This window comes from Nitrospirae bacterium YQR-1 (genome assembly GCA_039908095.1).
Taxonomy (GTDB): domain Bacteria; phylum Nitrospirota; class Thermodesulfovibrionia; order Thermodesulfovibrionales; family Magnetobacteriaceae; genus Magnetomonas.
The window spans coordinates 97,286-116,240 of record JAMOBJ010000004.1; the positions used below are offsets into that span (position 1 = coordinate 97,286).

General features: G+C 41.7%; 17 protein-coding genes. 11 read left to right on the forward strand and 6 right to left on the reverse strand.

The window, feature by feature from the left end:
* Window positions 1-70 precede the first annotated feature (70 nt).
* The gene (locus H7844_04150; GenBank protein ID MEO5356473.1) at window positions 71-286 is read left to right on the forward strand and encodes a DUF2283 domain-containing protein; all 216 of its coding nucleotides are present in this window, start codon (window positions 71-73) and stop codon (window positions 284-286) included.
* A gap of 274 nt (window positions 287-560) precedes the next feature.
* Here H7844_04150 and H7844_04155 read toward each other — a convergent pair whose 3' ends face one another.
* The 6 genes from H7844_04155 to pseB form a co-directional block, all read right to left on the reverse strand.
* Window positions 561-2,228, reverse strand: coding sequence for a GMC family oxidoreductase (locus tag H7844_04155; protein ID MEO5356474.1), 1,668 nt, complete (start codon window positions 2,226-2,228; stop codon window positions 561-563).
* On the reverse strand, window positions 2,229-2,720 hold the full coding sequence (locus H7844_04160) for a gluconate 2-dehydrogenase subunit 3 family protein (GenBank protein ID MEO5356475.1): 492 nt from the start codon (window positions 2,718-2,720) through the stop codon (window positions 2,229-2,231).
* 602 nt (window positions 2,721-3,322) lie between these two features.
* Window positions 3,323-4,870: a hypothetical protein gene (locus H7844_04165; GenBank protein ID MEO5356476.1), complete on the reverse strand. Its 1,548-nt coding sequence runs from the start codon at window positions 4,868-4,870 to the stop codon at window positions 3,323-3,325.
* A gap of 949 nt (window positions 4,871-5,819) precedes the next feature.
* Window positions 5,820-7,418, reverse strand: a complete 1,599-nt coding sequence (locus H7844_04170; protein MEO5356477.1) for an NTP transferase domain-containing protein — start codon at window positions 7,416-7,418, stop codon at window positions 5,820-5,822.
* 1 nt (window position 7,419) lies between these two features.
* Window positions 7,420-8,589 carry a UDP-4-amino-4,6-dideoxy-N-acetyl-beta-L-altrosamine transaminase gene (gene pseC, locus H7844_04175; protein ID MEO5356478.1) on the reverse strand — a complete coding sequence of 390 codons (1,170 nt, stop codon included), beginning with the start codon at window positions 8,587-8,589 and terminating at the stop codon, window positions 7,420-7,422.
* Entirely contained in the window at window positions 8,586-9,602 is a 1,017-nt protein-coding gene (gene pseB / locus H7844_04180) for a UDP-N-acetylglucosamine 4,6-dehydratase (inverting) (protein ID MEO5356479.1), read from the reverse strand. Before pseB ends, pseC begins: the two co-directional genes overlap by 4 nt.
* A 253-nt stretch (window positions 9,603-9,855) precedes the next feature.
* On the opposite strand from pseB, the gene H7844_04185 reads away from it, so the two are divergent.
* The 10 genes from H7844_04185 to H7844_04230 all read left to right on the forward strand — a co-directional run bounded on the left by H7844_04185 (window position 9,856) and on the right by H7844_04230 (window position 18,843).
* The gene (locus tag H7844_04185) at window positions 9,856-9,993 is read left to right on the forward strand and encodes a hypothetical protein (GenBank protein ID MEO5356480.1); all 138 of its coding nucleotides are present in this window, start codon (window positions 9,856-9,858) and stop codon (window positions 9,991-9,993) included.
* Between the two features lie 43 nt (window positions 9,994-10,036).
* Window positions 10,037-10,249 carry a type II toxin-antitoxin system HicB family antitoxin gene (locus tag H7844_04190; protein ID MEO5356481.1) on the forward strand — a complete coding sequence of 71 codons (213 nt, stop codon included), beginning with the start codon at window positions 10,037-10,039 and terminating at the stop codon, window positions 10,247-10,249.
* The gene (locus tag H7844_04195) at window positions 10,236-10,445 is read left to right on the forward strand and encodes a type II toxin-antitoxin system HicA family toxin (GenBank protein MEO5356482.1); all 210 of its coding nucleotides are present in this window, start codon (window positions 10,236-10,238) and stop codon (window positions 10,443-10,445) included. Before H7844_04190 ends, H7844_04195 begins: the two co-directional genes overlap by 14 nt.
* An 82-nt stretch (window positions 10,446-10,527) precedes the next feature.
* Window positions 10,528-11,040: a hypothetical protein gene (locus tag H7844_04200; protein MEO5356483.1), complete on the forward strand. Its 513-nt coding sequence runs from the start codon at window positions 10,528-10,530 to the stop codon at window positions 11,038-11,040.
* A 170-nt stretch (window positions 11,041-11,210) separates the two neighbouring features.
* Entirely contained in the window at window positions 11,211-11,735 is a 525-nt protein-coding gene (locus H7844_04205) for a hypothetical protein (protein ID MEO5356484.1), read from the forward strand.
* A complete protein-coding gene (gene carB / locus H7844_04210) occupies window positions 11,713-15,018 on the forward strand; it encodes a carbamoyl-phosphate synthase large subunit (GenBank protein MEO5356485.1) in 3,306 nt (1,101 codons plus the stop codon). Before H7844_04205 ends, carB begins: the two co-directional genes overlap by 23 nt.
* Window positions 15,019-15,099: 81 nt before the next feature.
* Window positions 15,100-15,411 carry a hypothetical protein gene (locus H7844_04215; GenBank protein MEO5356486.1) on the forward strand — a complete coding sequence of 104 codons (312 nt, stop codon included), beginning with the start codon at window positions 15,100-15,102 and terminating at the stop codon, window positions 15,409-15,411.
* A 215-nt stretch (window positions 15,412-15,626) separates the two neighbouring features.
* Entirely contained in the window at window positions 15,627-17,120 is a 1,494-nt protein-coding gene (locus H7844_04220; protein MEO5356487.1) for a hypothetical protein, read from the forward strand.
* 133 nt (window positions 17,121-17,253) lie between these two features.
* A complete protein-coding gene (locus tag H7844_04225; protein MEO5356488.1) occupies window positions 17,254-18,162 on the forward strand; it encodes a hypothetical protein in 909 nt (302 codons plus the stop codon).
* A 57-nt stretch (window positions 18,163-18,219) separates the two neighbouring features.
* Window positions 18,220-18,843, forward strand: coding sequence for a hypothetical protein (locus H7844_04230; GenBank protein ID MEO5356489.1), 624 nt, complete (start codon window positions 18,220-18,222; stop codon window positions 18,841-18,843).
* Window positions 18,844-18,955 lie beyond the last annotated feature (112 nt).

Here is an 18,955-nt window from a genome sequence, read left to right on the forward strand (position 1 = left end):
AAATGTGTTACAATTTTGAAAAGGATGAAATTATGCACCTGTCAGATTAAATACTGTTCACTACAATTATATGGACAAAGTAACTGTATATTATCAAAAGGAACTTGATACTATGGATATCTGGTTTGGGAAACCAGAGGATGAGTATATTTGTGAAGAGGCTGGTGAAGGTATAATATTTAAGAAAAACAGAGATGGTATGGTTATCGGAATCGAAAAACTCTATGTAAGTAAAACTGTAGACATAGATGGTAAAACTATCCCTTTTGAGTTGGTAGTTGCATAAAAAAAGATATGGGGGTAGAGTGCATTAATGAAAATAACCAAATGCCAACCTATGCACTCATTCCGGTTTCGTTCCTGGATACATTCCTAACCCAGTAGCCACAAGGGTGTTCGGGGGTTCGAATCCCCTACCGTCCACTCATTTTCTAATTCATTTGTCTAACTTTGTTGGTTTAGTCACAAGCTCCGGGGCGTCTCCCCTAAAGGTGAATCCCCTGTGAGAGGGCGTCACTTGTTCCTTGCCGCCTGCGTTATACTTTTGAATTTCATTATAATTATCGTAAATTGTCTGTAATATACTTTGCGGTTCTTAAGGCCAGCGCTTCGATAGTCAGAGACGGAGATTGTCCGCCGCCGGAGCTGGGAAACACGCTTGCATCCACAACAAACAGATTTTTCCACCTGTGGCTTTGGCAATACTGGTTTACTGCCGAGTCCTTTATATCTGTTCCCATCCTGCAGGTGCCAAATACGTGCGTAGAGTTAAAAATGTCGTAAGATGTGTTCTGTTCAATTATCTTACCGGCGCCGGATGCGTTCAATATCTCTTTGGAAGTCTCAAGCATAAACTTCAAACGATTTAATTCCATCTCATCCAGATATGTACAGATTTTAGGAAGCGGCATTCCATGGGCATCCCTTTTCTTTTTGTTCAGCCCGACATACGATCTCCTATTTGGTAAGCTCTCCCCCACAGCACTAATCGTGAGTATATTACCAAAGACGTTCCTCATTTCGTCTTTGTGCCTCTTGCCCCATCCTCCGGCTACCCTCAGCGCATAGTTTATCGGGCCTGTAAAGTCCGTTTCTATTGAACCTGCTGAAAAACGGCAACCGCCGATTACGTCTTTTATTGAGTCAGGATTGTTGTAATCCCAGGAGATAATGTCTGCGGGCAGCCCCCTGTAACTTTCTATCCGTTTATCGTAAAGGCCGGAGACTGTACAGGAAAGGGTTTCCATAAAGTTATGCCCGACGACTCCGTAATCGTTGCATAAACCGTCGGGGCTGTAGCGGTTGTTGGAGAGCAATAAAAGGCGTGGAGTATGTACCGCTCCACAGGATATTACAAATATCTTACCATGTGCCGTCTGATAATTTCTCTTGCTATCCACATATTGAACCTGTACTACCTTGTCATTTGGGCCTGCCTCAATACTTACGGCTGTGGATTGAGTTTTTATCGTCAGGTATCCTGTGGCAATTGCTTTTGCAATGAAAGTAACATCAACGCTGCCTTTGTCGGTTAACATGCACCCTCGCAGACAGCCTCCGCAGTAATTGCACGCAGGGCGGCCATCATAGGGTTTTGATAATATAGCCAAAGAATTCGGCACAAAGCTGATACCATGTTTAAGGGCGCCTTCCTTTATAATTGAGCTGCTGTAGCTTATCTTGTGGGGTGGGAGAGGGTAGGGGGCACTGAAAGGCCTTAAAGCATTGGCATCAAATTGTCCGGATACACCTATGATATTTTCCACTGTTTGATAGAAAGGCTCAAGCTCTGTGTACTCCATCGGCCAGTCGGCAGCCACTCCGAACCTGGTTTTCATTTTCATCGAGTTAGGGTTTAACCTGTGAGCCTCACCACTAAACATAAGGGTTGAACCGCCCACTGCACGCAGGTGATGATACGTGCCGGCAAGTCTCCGGTTTGTCTTGTTTGACCTCCCTGTGATGTGGTTAAAGCCGGCAAGCGATGAAAACCGTTCGTTTAGTTTCTGCATCTTTCCAAAACTATAGAACTTCTCATGCGGTTCTTTCATTGGAAAACCGGTTTGTTCCCACTGTGGTTTATCCAGCAGATAATCTTTTGCGGGATTATAAAAACCCCCGGCCTCAAGTAATAATACCTTTATTTTTTGACTCGACAGAGCCCATGCAATGGCACCTCCGCCTGCTCCAGAGCCGACCACCACAACATCGTATTCAGTGTTACTCATTTATAACTGCACCGGAGCTTCCGACTGCTCCGGAAATCCGTTTGGTTGAGGGGGACCGTTGTAGCGGAGTGAGCTCCAGCTTGCGGGATTAGCGTAATAATGAGAAAGAGCTTTTCTCAAAGTTGTATCAAAAAAAAACCTTTGAACTGTGCCTTCTGTACTTTCTGAGGCTATGCCGGCTATTTTTTGGCGATTGGCATCATCTAACAATTTAAAAGATTTAATGTTAAAGGAGCTGTTTGACAATGCATTTAACCACTTGCAAGTTTTTCTTGCCGGCAACAGGAGGGTTTTGTCTTGTTCAATTTCGCTTATTAAAATTTTATCCACATTAAGCGCAGATGCCGGTGGGCTTTCATCCCCTGGAATCAGCACGTCAAAAAACACCCTTAGTGTGTCCGTCTCATCTTTAGTTAGTCTGGATGGATAAAGATTAATTTTAAACAGATAACCGGAGATGAGAAGTAAACCACCACCCAAAATAGTTTTCAAAAAAGCACGCCTGTCGGTCAGCATCTTTTTAATTATAAATATCCTTTCATGTTTTTAGTGGTTAAAACTTTCTGAGAAAGTCTGAAAACTATTTTACATTCCGGCTTTAACAATAAAATATACTCCTCCTACATACCAGATTAGACTGCAAATATCAATATTTCAGGCACTTGTCATTACAGGTACTGTTATTGCCGCTGCCGTTGTAGTGGTTGGTGCTAAACCTGTAAAAGTATCAACAGCTGTCAACAGACAATACGAGAAGGTTATTAATAGTTCTATGCCTGTCATTGAATTTAATACAGCATTCTCCTTTTGTTGTTATGAAGTATTTCTTAAGAGCATCGTGGAGTATAACACAATACATGTTGTTTTTCAAGTGGCCGAGTTGCAGTTTTTCAATAATTCGGAAATAATTCGGAGCGTATTTTACACAAATAATACCAAGCTGCAGCCGGAGGTAAACACGGGCGTACTATTTCGTACGCCTGTGTTGCTTTCTCCTTGCCGCCTCGTTACTCTTTTGACTGCAACCTGGTTCAATCGCCTGAAACATAAAAGGCTGCTTCGTATTGAAGCAGCCTTTTGTGGAAATACTAAAATTAGAAATTCAGCTGAATACCATGTCTGATTGCATAAGCGTTGTTTCTGGTGTTTTCGTATGTAACGGCAGGGTTAGTGCTCAAATAAGTGTAGGTGTAAGTCTGTGTTTTGATTCTGTCATATGCATTTCCGGTGAACATGTAACCACCCTCGATCCAGTACTGAAGGTTCTTTGTGATCTTATAGGAGAGTTTAGAATCAATTTCCCAGCCGAGGTTACTGGACATATCGCCGTTGTAGATATTTATGTTTTTGGCTGCACGTAGCCAGTAAACATAGAGTTCGCCATAAAGAGACGGGGTAATGTCTGCTGCTACACCGCCCTTTAAGTACATGGTATTACAGAGCCCAGAACCGGTCAATCCGCCGCAAGCTGTCGGCACATGGTATTCATATACATATGTGTAGTGCTGATCGGCACCCAGTGAGGTGATAAAGTTATTGACGTTAGAGCTGGAATCGTCATCTGCATTACCGCTGCCGTATGCGTACTCGAGGGTCAATTTGATGTTTTTATCTATTTTATAATCAAGCCCTGCCAATAGAGCCCATCCTCTTATTGCTGAATCTTCCATATTAACAGTGTTCCATTTTACATCACCTGCCTGTAATTCGATATCACCGCGGGCGGTTAATGAATCCTTACTACCTACCATCCATGTGCCGTCTGCACGCAGGCCGATGTTCCATACATGTGCTTTGTAATTAGTGGTACTGCTAAAGGATTGGTCGTCAATAAAGGTGATGTCGCCGCTAATATTGTATCTGTTACCAGTGTAGGCTCCTACTATGGCGTAAGCTGTGGCGTCATCAGGATTGTTGATTGTACCTTCTTTAAATTTGATGGTAGTTGCTGCAAGCAACATTTCCCTGGCAGGTTTTATAAAAGCAAGGATGGCATCGTCACCGAATTTGCTGTGATCCAGGAACAGTCCGTTTCCAAGCTTGACTAGTTGGTGGCCTATTTTTACTCCATAGTTGTCCCTAGCGTACTGAAGCCATGCCTGGCGAAGCCTGAGGTCACCGGATTTTGAGTTACCTACTGCTGCGATTCCGGTCGCTGCTGAAGATGTGCCCCACCTTACTGTATCGGTGGTGTCTGTATCTCCCTGATTGCTTTCAAGTTCGATAAAACCATGTACCGAATCGGATACCTTTATATCTACAGAGAGTCTCACCCGGGTGTCGTAAAATGCCTGATGGTCGTCTCCTGAGCTGAGTGAACCTGACCCCAGCGTATATGAACCGTTTGTAGCTGTGCCACTGTAGTTAGTGCCGTATATGTTGGTTACGTTATAAGGGGTAGCTGTACCGGCGGTATATCCTACAATGTTTAACTTTGTGTAGTAAGAAGAGCCGTCATTTACCTGGTCGGCAGTGTTGTGTCTATATGCACCTCTGAATCTGATCTCTCCACCAATCGTTATTTTAGTGTCTCCTCTTACAACTACTGCCGTGTCAGATTGTGTATCTTCAGCAGTAATGCCCGTCTGTGTAAGTGTAAAAAGCATCATAACAACTATTACCGATATAAGTATTTTTTTCACTGTACATTCCTCCATAACCTTATTGACAATGCTCTTTTTCAATAAAAGAGTCACTTCTTTACTGTAGGGTACCGTGGTAGGTATCCTAAATTGACAACACAAACTTAAGTCATACCAAGTTGCATTCAATAGTCTAACTTCGTTGGCGTGCGTCAAAAGCTCCTGGGTATACTCTCCTCTAAAGGAGAATTCCCTGTAAGGGGAGGCGTCGCTTTTTCCCAGCCGCCTGTGTTTACTTCTGACTGCAACCTGGTATCAGTTGCGCTTTTGGTGGTGCACGCAAATAATTTGGGAGAAAAAACCTTTTGTACATTTCCATCTTTATTAAACTCGTCCTCTTTATTTTTGTAAAAAACAGACAAAAATTATTTTTAGTTTTCATTTTTTTAGTGAAAAACCTGTAATACATTCATCTAAAATAAATGGCATCTGTTTTTTAATTATTTATTCAATTGATACAACCACCTCACATAAAAGTATTTATTGACCTTTGTCAATGTCCAGTTTCTTAAATAATAAGATTTGCATTAAATTGTGATATATGTTACAGGATATTAATTCGTTTGTCAACTAAAATTTTATAATATAGTTAAAATTACGGCCATTTACAATGGATTAAATAAAAGCGCTCAAGGCTGTTGTGTGATTTTAGTAACACATTGAGTTGATAGACAACTCAGTACTGTAGTGATAATAATCACAATTCAGATATTTTCTAAATCATTATATAGCGGTCAGGCATGTGGTGTTCAGCAAAATGTAAAAAAACACAATCTCAGGTTTAATAAAAAGTCGGTAAAATGAACTGCTCCGCAGAGGCCGAATTTCCTTGTAAAACAAGACAATAAGCCAGTTTATATGATTTTCAATTGTCGTTTTTAGGTAAAGGCACTATCGTTATCTCTCTTCAAAGAATCTCTCTCCGTCCTTTGAGTTTTCATTTCTCTCTCTACTTTTCTAAAAGATCAACAATTACTTTAGCAATATTAACTGCTCCGTTTTCAAAATCATGCGGTTTTAGCTCCTTCAAGTATCTGTTAAAGACCGCTATTTCGTGTGATTCTTTTGGATTTACAGAAACAATAATTGGAACACAGTTAAGATAAATTGCCTCGTAGGCCCTGTTTCCCATCGTGCAGAGTAGAACCTTTGAGGAGGCAAAGTCACTGAGAAATTCTGCGCTAACACTATCGTAAAATTTTTGTCTGAAACCGATGTCCTGTTCGCTAAGCTTCTCTGCAAGCCGTGGAATAAAACTATCTCCGTAAGAGTATATAACCAATTTGTCCTCTTTGGCGGCTATATCAATCGTCGCATCTTTTATCTCCTGCGGGATAACGATGTAATCTTTACCTGACTTTACTTTACATTTACTATTGTTAACCGTGTAATTCAATGTTGAGGCAATGAGCATATCCGGGCATATCGAGTCTCTGAAAATATTCGATATTACAATAACCTTTGCTCCCACAGAAGTTCTAAGTGTATCTATCAACTCCCTGTCAATATAATAATTATTGTCAATGTCAAAGACAACTGCATTAAAGGAAAAATCTTTATGGAAGTCCACAAGTTTGCCGGCCTCTGCTGTGTCAGCCCTTAAGCCCTGCATTTGCACAAATTTTTTAGATTCATCATCAGGAACGAAAAATCCCACTCCTAAGCCAAACCTGTTAACTAAAACGCCTGCAATCTCAAGCGCTCTGCGCAGATTATCATATCCGCAGGCTGTCCCAGGTGAAACAAAAAATGCTACTCTGAGTGTCACATCCTCAAGGGTTTTTCTATAGACGTGTTTATTGATATTGCAGATTTCAGGGTTTTCAATAATTGCGGTTATCGCATTTTTTAAATTAAATTCACTCCCCTGTGTTTGCAAGAGAAAGAAAAGCCTGTTAATAAATTTAAGGTCATCAGGTGTGTCTATAGATATGCGGTGGTTTAAGTTATAGAAAATTTCATTGTCTTTAACATAAACGTTTTTAATGTGTGCAAACTTATCGGGATAGACATTTCTCAGAAAAACCGGAAACTGGTGTTCCCTTAAAGCAGGCGTGTCCGAGTACTTATCGGCCAGCTGCCAGAGTTTTCGCCTGGATACTATAATGCCCTCATGTATGGGCTGCCTGCCGTTAACATCGGAAAACAACACATTATCGGCCTCAGTGTTTTCCCTCAATGTTTTAACCATTAAATCAATTGTCTCACTACTAAGCAGCGGGCAGTCACCACTTGCCAAAACACATATGTCCGCTCGATATTTTACAGAGGCGGCAGTCAGCCTCCCTACAACATCATCAACGCCACCGTCATAGGCAAAAAACGATACACCCTCTAAAAGGGCTGCATCTCTGAGCTGCTCATTTTCCTTCTCACAGGTCGTACATATTACTATGTCATCAATTTCAAGTGCCCCCTTAAGCCGCAGTATTACCCACGAAAGAAGTGTCCTCTGCCGTCCGATATATTTAAGATGTTTCTCGGGAAGTCTGCTGGAGTTTAACCTGACGGGAACAAAGGCAACCGCCCTTAATTTTATATCAGCCATATCAGTTAATCCACCTAAAAGTTTCAAATACTTTTTCTGCAACATATGCAACGTCAGCATCCGTCATTGCCGGAAATATGGGGATTGAGATTTCCCTGCTATAAAAATCGTCTGCACTTTCGATGTTTTTATAGCCCAGCCCTCTGTAATATGGATGATGATACACCGGAATGTAGTGGCATTGAACGCCAAGTCCATGTTCTCTGAGTTTATTAAAAATTTCAAGTTTTAGTTTAATATATTTATCTTTAAGCCTTATATGATATAGATGATATGAGGATTTGGCATAATCCCTCTCAACGGGCAAATCAAAGTACCGGTTGCCGGCAAAAGCGCTGCTGTAGGTATTGGCAACAGAGCGCCGCTTTTCTATAAACTGTGGAAGTTTTTTAAGTTGTGAAATCCCCAGCGCCGCTGCAATGTCGGTCATCCTGTAGTTGAGGCCCTCACACTGCATTTCGTAGTACCACGGTGCACCCTCAGGGTTAACAAAATTATCAGTCTGTTTGGTTATTCCATGATTTCTGAACAGTTTCAGTTTTCTGTAATATAATGAATCGTTTGTGGTAACGGCGCCACCCTCACCGGTGGTAATTGCCTTAACAGGATGAAAACTAAAAGCGCACATATGGGAGTGTTTTAAGGCTCCGACTTTTAGCCATGTTGATTCGTCCCTGTACTCAGTGCCAAGGGCATGACATGCATCCTCGACAATCACAATTTTTCCGCCGGTACTCTGAAGTATTCCAAACAGGGCTTTAGAGTCAACCGGAGCTCCGGCAAAATGAACTGGAACAATCAGTTTCGTTTTAGACGTTATCAGGTCATTAAGGCTTGCTGTATCAATGTTTCCGGTATCCGGTTCAACCGGAGCAAACACAGGCTTTGCACCTAAGAAAAGACCTGCCGTGGCGGTGGCTGAAAATGTTATCGGGCTTGTTATAAACTCTTCCCCATAAGCTAACCCTGCAGCAAAGTATGCAGCATGAAGGGCTGAGGTGCCGGAGTTAAATACTACGGCATGTTTTGCTCCACAGTATGCAGCGAGAGCGTCTTCAAATTCTTCAACTTTCGGCCCCTGTGTAATAAAGTCACTTCTTAGTGTCTCTGCTACTGCTGCAATGTCGTCATCTTCTATTAATTGTTTGCCATAGGGAATAAAGCGGCTCATAAGTCATTGTGTTCATACATGGTGTTAATGTAAGAGCGCATCTGTTGAATTGTAAGCCAACTGTCATTTGTATCGCTTCTGTAAGTGAAATCTTCTTTTAGCCGTTTAAAACTTCTGTATTTAGCCGTAGCTTTAGATTCAAAGTGCGTGTGCGGCACAATGACAAACATATCCATCCCGGGGGGTTGATACTCGATGGTGGTGCGTGCCTCATCGGCGGATATAAGGGTTTCATGGATTTTCTCACCCGGCTTTATACCCACGTATTTAAATTTGCAGTCGCTGCACACTGCTCTTGCAAGGTCAGTAATTCTCATACTTGGAATTTTAGGAATAAACACCTCGCCGCCGACAGACTCCATGAGGGCATCAAGAACCAACTCCACAGATTCCTCAAGAGTTATCCAAAATCTGGTCATACGTTCATCGGTAACGGGTAATTCCTTAATGCCGGATTTTATTAATTTCATAAAAAACGGAACAACACTTCCTCTGCTGCCAACCACATTGCCGTAGCGGACTATGGAAAATTTGGTGTCTTTGCCGCCTACGTAAGCGCCTGCCGCAACAAATATCTTTTCCATGGCAAGTTTAGTGGCGCCGTAGAGATTTACCGGACTAACCGCCTTATCGGTTGACAATGCTATGACTTTTTTTACACCGTTATCAATTGCTGCCTCAACAATATTCTCTGCGCCGATTATGTTAGTCTTGACCACCTCAAAAGGGTTATATTCGGCGGCTAAGACATGTTTAATTGCGGCGGCATGTATTACGTAATCAACCCCATTAAATGCTCTGTAGAGCCTCTCACGGTCCCTTATATCGCCGATAAAATACCTTACTGGATACTGCGGAGTTTTAAATACAGAGGACATTTCATACTGTTTAAACTCGTCACGGCTGAAAATTATAAGTTTTTTTACCTTATATTTCTTTAATACGTATTCGGCAAATTTTTTACCAAAAGACCCTGTGCCGCCCGTCACTAATATCGTTTTTCCGTCAAACATCAGTCCTCTTAAGTTTTACTGTGATTTTACAACATTTTGATAAAAATATGCTCATTTTTTAATTTAATATTTAAAGAAAAATAAATGTAATACCAAGTAGCAGTCAAAAGTAAATGCAGGCGGCTGGGAGAAACACCTCCCCTTACAGGGGATTCCCCTTTAAGGAAGCGTACGTTGAGGAGCTTGTGACAATGCCGACGAAGTTAGATGATTGAACGCAGCTTGGTATTAAAGGCGGTGCTGTATCACTGTTTTGGAAGGTATTACAGGTACTTCTACAATAACAATATCAGATGTATCATCAGGCAGCATAGCCGGCTATAGTGGAAAATTAGTATTTACAGGGGCAACCTCAAGTGATGAAGTCGGGAGAATAATATTTAAACAATAGTATTTTTCAGTTATTTCTGATATCATAAATCAAGGAGTAATAAATGGAGTTCACAGTTATTATAAATGAAACAGAATATGGTTATGATGTTCATTGTCCTCTCCTCAGAGGATGCCACAGCCAAGGGGATACTCTTGATGAAGCCAAAGAGAATATTAAAGATGCTATAAAAACTTATCTCGAAATGATAGAGATGGAGTTAAAGGACAATAATGTATATAAAGTAGAAGTCGCTTTGGTAAATGCTGTTCACTGATGTATCCGCAGAACGTGCAATTAAGGCATTTAGTAAGTTTGGTTACAACGTTGTTAGTAGAGGAAAACATATCGGTATGTTTAATGGAACCTATCGCATAACAATCCCTAACAATAAGCGCATAAATCCATATACACTCAAAGCAATAATTAAAGATGCCGGCATCACCGAGCTGGAATTTAAAATGGCACTTTAAAACTCATGCCACAGATAAAGCATACTCTCTGAACACGGAGTAGTTTAAAAAACACAGCCTTGTTGCGGGCAATAACCACTATGTGTTACAATTAACCATGAAGCGCATAGCGATATCCATATTTATATTGTTTTCTCTATCAACCGTTGCCTCCGCAGCAGATTCATCCTTTACGCAGGCCGACAGAGATCGCATGATTCGACTTGAAGAGGGGCTAAAGGCTACAAACCAAAGGATTGAAGAGGGGCTAAAGGCTACAAACCAAAGGCTTGAAGAGGGGTTGAAAGCTACAAACCAAAGGATTGACGATATGAAAGCTGATATAAACAGCTTGAAAGCTGATATGAACAGACGGTTTGATCAGATGACAACTTTCATGCTTTGGGGCTTTGGAATACTGTTTGGACTATTTTTTAGCGGCATGGGGCTTTTAATGGGATTTGTATTGTGGGACAGACGTACTGCACTTGCCCCTACTGTACGAAAAACCAAAGAAATCGAGCAACTGGCTGAATTGCTTGAAAAAGCCCTTAAAGAAGCATCCATTACAAACCCAGCCATCAAAGAGGCCCTTAAACACGTCGGGCTGTTATAATCACAACATAGTTTTATCGTCAAGGGAGGGTTGTCTCAGTTTTAAACAATAATAAGCATAGCGGGCACAATTATGACATTTGCTATGAAGGCAATCATCTGCTGCTAATCTCCAAATCATTTAAGGCGGAAAAGACAAGTGTTTTACATGTGGGGATATTTAACAGGGAGATGTCTGCGGCATTTGTCTCAGGGGGAGTTGCTCTCTTATATATGTTTATAATTTACAAGGCCGGCGATTTGACCATTATCCACTACATTGTTGCTTTAGTACTGGTAATTATCTCATTTCCACTGTCTGTAGCTTTTCTTTTTAAGGAACTATCACTTGAGGTATTGGTGGATAAAGACGCAGGGCTGATAACATTTAATAAGCATGGTATTGTCGGAAGCACTGTCTTAACAAAACAATTAAGCGATCTCGATAGAGTCAGAGTCAATCACTTAGAGTTTAAGATGTCTAACCCAGATGGGGTGGAATTTGTTAAAAAAATAGCTCTGGGGCACGGGACTGTCATTCCCGGCTTTGGTGTTTCCGAACATATGTATGCAGTTGAATGTCTTTTTAGAAGTGAGCCACATGAAAATGTGATAATATACAGCAGTGAGAGTGTCGAGGATGCTCAGAAATTGACTGATGAGATGGAAAATTATATAAAGCAAGAGGGAAAAAGTGCCAAAGAGACTGGACATTAAAAGGATTCTTATCATAGGCTCCGGCCCGATAGTGATTGGTCAGGCGTGCGAGTTTGATTATTCGGGGACTCAGGCGTGTAAGGCGCTGAGGGAAGAGGGCTATGAGGTCGTGTTGGTAAACTCCAATCCGGCAACGATAATGACTGACCCTGATATGGCCGATGTAACCTACATTGAACCCCTTACCTGTGAAATCCTTGAGATGATAATCGAAAAGGAACGCCCGGACGCTCTGCTGCCCACAATGGGAGGGCAGACGGCGCTGAATCTGACTGTTGAGCTTTGTGAGCTTGGAATTGTTGAAAAATATGGCATAAAACTGATAGGTGCCGGGCTTGATGCTATTAGAAAGGCTGAAAACAGGGAGCTCTTTAAGCATTCCATGGAGCGTATTGGGCTTGAAATTCCACGCAGTGTTGCCGTAACCACTGTGGAGGAGGGAATGAGGGCTGTTGAATATGTCAGGTTTCCGGCTATCTTGCGTCCTGCCTTTACACTGGGGGGCACAGGCGGAGGTATTGCCTATAATCTTGAGGAATACGGCGCTCTTATCAAAAATGCACTGGATTTGAGCCCTGTTACTCAGGTGCTTGTTGAGGAGTCGGTTATAGGCTGGAAAGAATACGAGCTTGAGGTAATGAGAGACAACGCCGACAATGTTGTTATCATATGCTCAATTGAGAATTTTGATCCTATGGGAGTCCACACAGGGGACTCTATAACTGTGGCCCCGGCGCAGACCCTTACCGACCGTGAATATCAGAGGATGAGGGATGCCTCAATTGCAATTATCCGCGAAATCGGGGTTGACACAGGAGGGAGTAACATCCAGTTTGCAGTAAGCCCTGAGACCGGTAGAATGCTGGTTATAGAGATGAACCCGCGGGTGTCAAGAAGCTCTGCACTTGCCAGCAAGGCAACAGGTTTTCCAATAGCAAAAATAGCCGCTAAACTTGCCGTTGGTTTAAGGCTTGATGAAATTCCAAACGATATAACCCGTGAAACTCCGGCCTCTTTTGAGCCTGCCATAGACTATGTGGTGACAAAGATACCGCGCTTTGCATTTGAAAAATTCCCTGAGGCTGAGCCGGTTTTAACCGTTGCGATGAAATCCGTGGGTGAGGTTATGGCTATTGGGAGGACTTTTAAGGAATCGCTTCAGAAAGCTATGAGAAGCCTTGAGGCGGACACATACGGTTTTGATGAGCCCGTTGATGTTATAAGCGAAAAGGCTCTTATGTTAAAACTAAAAGTGCCTAATTCGGAAAGACTCTGGTTTACAGGGCAGGCGCTCAGAAGGGGGGTCACAGTTGAGACGCTGGCTGATGTAACAAAAATAGACCCGTGGTTTTTAAACAACATGAAGGAAATTATAGATATGGAAAAATCCATCGCTAAGATGGCTCATGGCAAAGAAAACCTCTCGGAAGCGGAAATAGCTGAATTATTAGATACGGATTTGGAGCTATTGAGAAAAGCGAAGGAGTTTGGTTATTCAGACAAAATACTTTCAGCACTGCTTAAGACGGATGAGGATACGGTCAGAAAGCTAAGAAAACAGAAAGGAATCGTGCCTGTATATAAAATAGTGGATACCTGCGGTGCGGAATTTAAAGCGCGTACACCATATCTGTACTCAACATATGAGAGGCCGTTTTACAGATTAACCGGTGATGGAACCGGTAAAATAGAAGTATCGGCTTGTGAGGCAAACCCAACAGAGCGGAAAAAAATAGTGATTCTCGGCTCCGGCCCCAACAGAATCGGGCAGGGGATAGAGTTTGACTACTGCTGCGTTCAGGCGGTTTATGCCCTTAAGGAGCTTGGGTATGAGACTATCATGATAAATTGTAATCCTGAGACGGTCAGTACGGACTATGACACGTCGGACCGGCTGTACTTTGAGCCGCTTACAATAGAGGATGTACTTTCGATAACGGATGTGGAGAAACCGGAGGGGGTGATAGTGCAGTTTGGGGGGCAGACGCCGCTAAAACTTGCTGTGCCGCTTGAGAGGGCAGGGGTCAGGGTGCTTGGCACATCTGCTGATGCTATAGACAGGGCGGAGGACAGGTCGAGGTTTAAGGAGCTCTTGCATAAGTTAAACCTCAAACAGCCGCTTAGCGGTATAGCACGGTCTGTTGATGAGGCGGTAAAGACAGCCAATGAGGTTGGGTATCCTGTTATGGTGAGGCCGTCGTATGTCTTAGGCGGCAGGGCTATGGAGATAGTCTATGATGCAGAGTCTTTGTATGATTATATGGGAAGGGCGGTTAAGGTCTCACATGAAAAGCCGGTGTTGATAGATAAGTATCTGGAGGACGCCATAGAGGTGGATGTGGATGCGATATCGGATGGAGTTAAAGTGTTAATAGGCGGTGTGATGGAGCACATCGAGGAGGCTGGGATTCACTCAGGCGACTCAGCGTGTTCACTACCGCCGTATTCATTACATCCCCGCATAGTGGATGAGATAAAAAAGCAGACAAAAGCATTGGCTTTGGAGCTTAACGTTGTAGGGCTTATGAACGTACAGTTTGCCGTCAAAGATGGTGATATATACATATTGGAGGTTAACCCGAGGGCAAGCCGCACGGTACCGTTTGTCAGTAAAACCACTGGGCGGTCAATAGCCAAACTGGCTGCAAAAGTAATGGCCGGCAAGAGTCTTGACGAATTAGGCATTACAAAGGAGCCGGTGATAAGACACATAGCAGTAAAGGAATCAGTGTTGCCGTTTGGGAGGTTTCCCGGGGTGGATACGATACTGGGACCTGAGATGAAATCAACCGGTGAGGTTATGGGAATAGATGTGGATTTCGGATTAGCGTATGCAAAGGCGCAGGTCTCCGGTTATAACAAGATTCCTATGGAGGGTAAGATTTTTATAAGCGTGCGGGATAAGGACAAGCAGACGTGTGTGGATGTGGCGCGTATCCTTATTTCAAAGGGTTTTTCAATAGTGGCGACAAGGGGTACGGCTGAATTTTTGCAAATCAGGGGGCTTGAAGTAGAGGTTGTTAATAAAGTAGATGAGGGCAGACCGCACATTGTTGATTTAATAAAGAGCAAGGAGATCAGTTTTATAATCAACACGATTTCTGATTCCAAATCCAAACTGGATTCACAGTCAATCAGGACGTCGGCTCTGACTTATAAGATACCGTATGCAACAACAATTTCAGCGGCGAGGGCTGTTGTAACTGCCATAGAAATGTTAAAATCAAAGAAGGTTGGGATTAAATCAATCCAGGAGTATCATAGGTTATCGTCGGGGATTTAGAGCAGTTGTTTTTAATAAATCAAAAGCAGACGGCGGTTTTAAAAATAAACCGTTGTTAAATTAAAGGAGATGATACAGACTATGGTTACAGAGACCAGGGCAACAGAGATGAAAATAACAGAGGCGCCGCCGTGTCCGTACTGTGGGCGGAAGATGGACAAGATGGAACCACCTGCGTTTAATTTAAGTGACGGACTGGGTTGGTGTACACCGTTTTTGTATGTATGCTTTAATGACGAGTGCAGTTTTTATGTAAACGGTTGGGAGCACATAAGGGTAAACTATGGCAAGGTTGCTTCCTACAGGTGCATGATTTATCCTGATTCCGGTAATAAAGACGCCATATGCGTTTACACTCCCGATGGCCTGAAGGGGCAGATTATCGAGGGGTAGTATTGTGTGGGGGACCTATACCGCTGTGCATCCTGAGCGTGGACGGGAATAGGGATTTTTTTGTAGTAAACGATATTTATTCGGCAGGCGCAAATTCTCCCTTGCTGCCTGTGTTTATTTTTGCCTGCAACTTGGTATGAGTATCGTGGAATATGGACAACTATGCCGGCTACATGTTAGTATGCATCATAGAGGGGGTGAAAGAGGACTGCTGAATGATTGATTTAGTAAAAAGATTACGCGCTCTTGCTGCTGAGATACGTAAAAAGTATGATCTTATAAAAAACAAGGAATCCACAAAGGTTGCTTTAATCATGCCTTTGCTAAAAGCTCTCGGATACGATGTTTTTGACCCTGCAGAGGTTGTCCCTGACTATCTGATAAGCGGTGAGCACAGTGTCCCTTATAAGGTTGACTATGCAATTATGCAAAAAGGAGTACCGTCAATGCTGATAGAGTGTAAGCATTGGGGCACTAATCTTGATAAGGAAAAAAATCCGCTTCATGAATTTTTCTCATTAACTCCTGCAAAAATCGCTATACTTACAAACGGAGTAATTTACCGTTTTTACAGTGATATTGAAAAATCGGGTAAAATGGATTCTGCTCCGTTTTTTGAATTAGATATTATGGAAGTAACCGATGACATGAGTAATACGTTAAGTATGTTTATGAAGGCTTTTTTTAACTCCGATGTAATACTGCCTAACGCAAAGAAGCTAAAAAAAGAGAGAGAAAAATCGCAGTTATTAAGAAGAATTCTCAACAAGCATGCAGTAAATAAGAAGGAATTTGTTGTCTACATCAGGGAAGATATTTTTTCATCAATATTATGGAGTTTGATGGAGTACTATAAGGGAGTGGTTGTGGCTAATGGATGTAACAGCTTAAAACGTCTTGAAATATTTCTCTTTACGATGCGTTGTGACCTCTTAATTGTTGACGAATGCCATTTCACAGACCTTGAAGCTTTTTGTGAATTTATCTATAAGATTCAATATTCTAACGTCACCTTTAAGATTTTGGCCATAATGAATTCTCATACCGACATAGGACAAGTGCAAAAGCTTTTGAAAAAGTGTGATGTAATTGTTGATATACTGGTGAGACCTTTTACACTAAAGCGCATGTACGGATATGTAGAGAGAGTTTTCGGTTTAAAAAGAGCAATCGTGGCCGGGGTAAAACATATCACGAGTGTTCAGCTCAAAAGCGGTGTGATATTAGCGGAAAACGTCTATGTACCCGGCAAAGACGAGCCATTGATAGAATGTGGCGTGGTACTTAATGATGCCCATATTTTGGAGCTGATAAAACACAATATTTCAAAAGTAAAAGTGCACGAGGACTCCCATAAAGTCATCAATTGCTGGGAATTTAAGAAGTGTAATAATTTTGAAGAGTGCCCTTCTTTTTTAAATGTTGACGCCAATGGATTTTTAGACGGTGTCAATGCCGGACGCGCCTGCATGTATATAAACGCAACAACGGATATGTGCGGAGGCGGCAGAAGGTACAAAACCTGGGATGAAAAAATAAATACAATCTGCCGTGACTGTGATTTCTACACAATGATAGTAACCAGTAATGACGGTAAAATCCCTCCCTCCAGGGAGTTGATGGAACATATTGAAAAAAACATCACAAAAAGGAAGAATATGGATGCCGCCAGGGATGAATTCATAAAAAGAAAAAAGCCTTCAACATAGCCTGTGCAACATTCTTAAAAACTTCCTGATTTTACCTGCGGCTCTCTCAGTTGCAACTGCAATTTTTGCGGAATATTTCTCTACTGTTGAAAATAAAAAAACATTTTAAGTATAACTATGTTAAAATAAGCTCATGGCAAAAAAAGTATCAACACCGGTTACTAAAAAGATTTTTTTTATGTGTGTGTCGGAGGATATAGATCATCCTATCCGCTGGAGTCTGAAAAATGACTTCAAGAGCCTTATTAACCTCAAAGCCTACAAAGGAATTAAAGATTTAAAAAGGGCGCTGGATGCCGAGTCGTGCAATTATCTTATTATTGACTCGCTGGTATTTGATCCCCTTCTAAAACACGCAGAGGAAATTTATGCTAAATATCCACATTTAAAAATGCTGGCTGTGCTGCACCCTGAGGTAACAAGTGTTGAGGTGAAAGCAATCAAGGACTCGGAATCAATCGTTGATGCAATAATAAGGCCGTTTACACCTGAGAGTTTGTATGAGTGCCTGTATCAATCTTTTGGATTTAAAAAACCGAAAGAGGTCAACATATTTAACTTAAAAAAGGGGATGGTAGTTGCAGATGACATATTTTCTCAATCCGGTTCTGAGCCTTTGGTAGAATGTGGCGTGGTGCTGGATGATGAACTAATAGAGAAACTAAAAAAGTTTAATATCAAAAAGGCAAAAGTCCATGATGATATGACAAAGTTACTAAACTGCTGGGAATATAAAAAATGTGGTTTTCACGGTCAATGCCCAGCCTCTATCTTTATTGACGCAGACGGATACCTTGGTGGTACATGCGCCGGGCGCGGATGTATGTTTGTAAAAGACACGATGCTTGAGAACGAGCTTATTAAGGGTAAGAGTTTTGGTGAAAAATTGAAACTTATTTGCACTAAATGCGAGTTCTGTAAAATTGTTGCTACCGACAGCAAAGGAGCGGTTTCTCATAACCTATTTGTGGAACATATAAAAAATAATAAAGCAGACAAAAGAAACGAAAATCCGCTTCTTGAAAAACCCAAAATAAACTAATACATCATTAAAACATAAAAGTATCTAAGGAATATATCTTATGAAGGAGATGTGAGGATGAAAAAACCGTTTATTTACACAGTTGTTTTTTTAGCTCTGATATTAATTTCAACTACGGAGGTCTTTTCCGCCCCACCTGAAAATTTTACTGCTGAAATGACCGTGTCGGGCTTAACCATGAAGATGGCTAAGATGGGCAACAACACCCGTATAGAGAATCAATCCATGCCGGGACTTGTTTCTATTTTTTTAGGAGACGAAAAGAAAATTATCTATCTTTCAACAGCAAAAAAGAAATATGTAAGGGAAAATATGACGGAAACACCTCCCCCGATGTTTGGAAATGACGTGGTTTTTGATAAAAAACCTCTGGGGCCTCAGACAATAGACGGCCACCCTTGTGAAAAATATGATGCAGTTTTTTATAAAAAAGACAAACCCGATGAAAAGATTGAGGCAATCATATGGGAAGCTGCCGACTTTGGAAATCTGATTATTCGTTATGAATACGAGGCTAAAGACACTGAAGGTAAATCAACCATGATTACGGCACAGTTAAGAAACATACAGACAGGCACAGCTAAATCATATATGTTTGAGCTGCCCAAAGATTACAAGAAGGTCGCTTATGTCTCAGAGCTAACAACCGGAACAGTAAAACACAGCAAGAAAAATAAATAAAAAATTTTTTATTCCCGTGGCATTGCTATTGCCTTGCTACGCATAAAGTATCTTGTATGTAAGGGTCTGCTCCCATTAGCTATACACTGGTTTTATTTACTGTAACCCTATA

Coding starts and splice junctions, on each gene's coding strand:
- H7844_04150 (MEO5356473.1), top strand. CDS start 71: ATGGACAAAGTAACTGTATATTATCAAAAGGAACTTGATACTATGGAT.
- H7844_04155 (MEO5356474.1), bottom strand. CDS start 2,228: ATGAGTAACACTGAATACGATGTTGTGGTGGTCGGCTCTGGAGCAGGC.
- H7844_04170 (MEO5356477.1), bottom strand. CDS start 7,418: ATGGCTGATATAAAATTAAGGGCGGTTGCCTTTGTTCCCGTCAGGTTA.
- pseC (MEO5356478.1), bottom strand. CDS start 8,589: ATGAGCCGCTTTATTCCCTATGGCAAACAATTAATAGAAGATGACGAC.
- pseB (MEO5356479.1), bottom strand. CDS start 9,602: ATGTTTGACGGAAAAACGATATTAGTGACGGGCGGCACAGGGTCTTTT.
- H7844_04190 (MEO5356481.1), top strand. CDS start 10,037: ATGGAGTTCACAGTTATTATAAATGAAACAGAATATGGTTATGATGTT.
- H7844_04195 (MEO5356482.1), top strand. CDS start 10,236: ATGCTGTTCACTGATGTATCCGCAGAACGTGCAATTAAGGCATTTAGT.
- H7844_04205 (MEO5356484.1), top strand. CDS start 11,211: ATGTCTGCGGCATTTGTCTCAGGGGGAGTTGCTCTCTTATATATGTTT.
- H7844_04215 (MEO5356486.1), top strand. CDS start 15,100: ATGGTTACAGAGACCAGGGCAACAGAGATGAAAATAACAGAGGCGCCG.
- H7844_04220 (MEO5356487.1), top strand. CDS start 15,627: ATGATTGATTTAGTAAAAAGATTACGCGCTCTTGCTGCTGAGATACGT.
- H7844_04225 (MEO5356488.1), top strand. CDS start 17,254: ATGGCAAAAAAAGTATCAACACCGGTTACTAAAAAGATTTTTTTTATG.
- H7844_04230 (MEO5356489.1), top strand. CDS start 18,220: ATGAAAAAACCGTTTATTTACACAGTTGTTTTTTTAGCTCTGATATTA.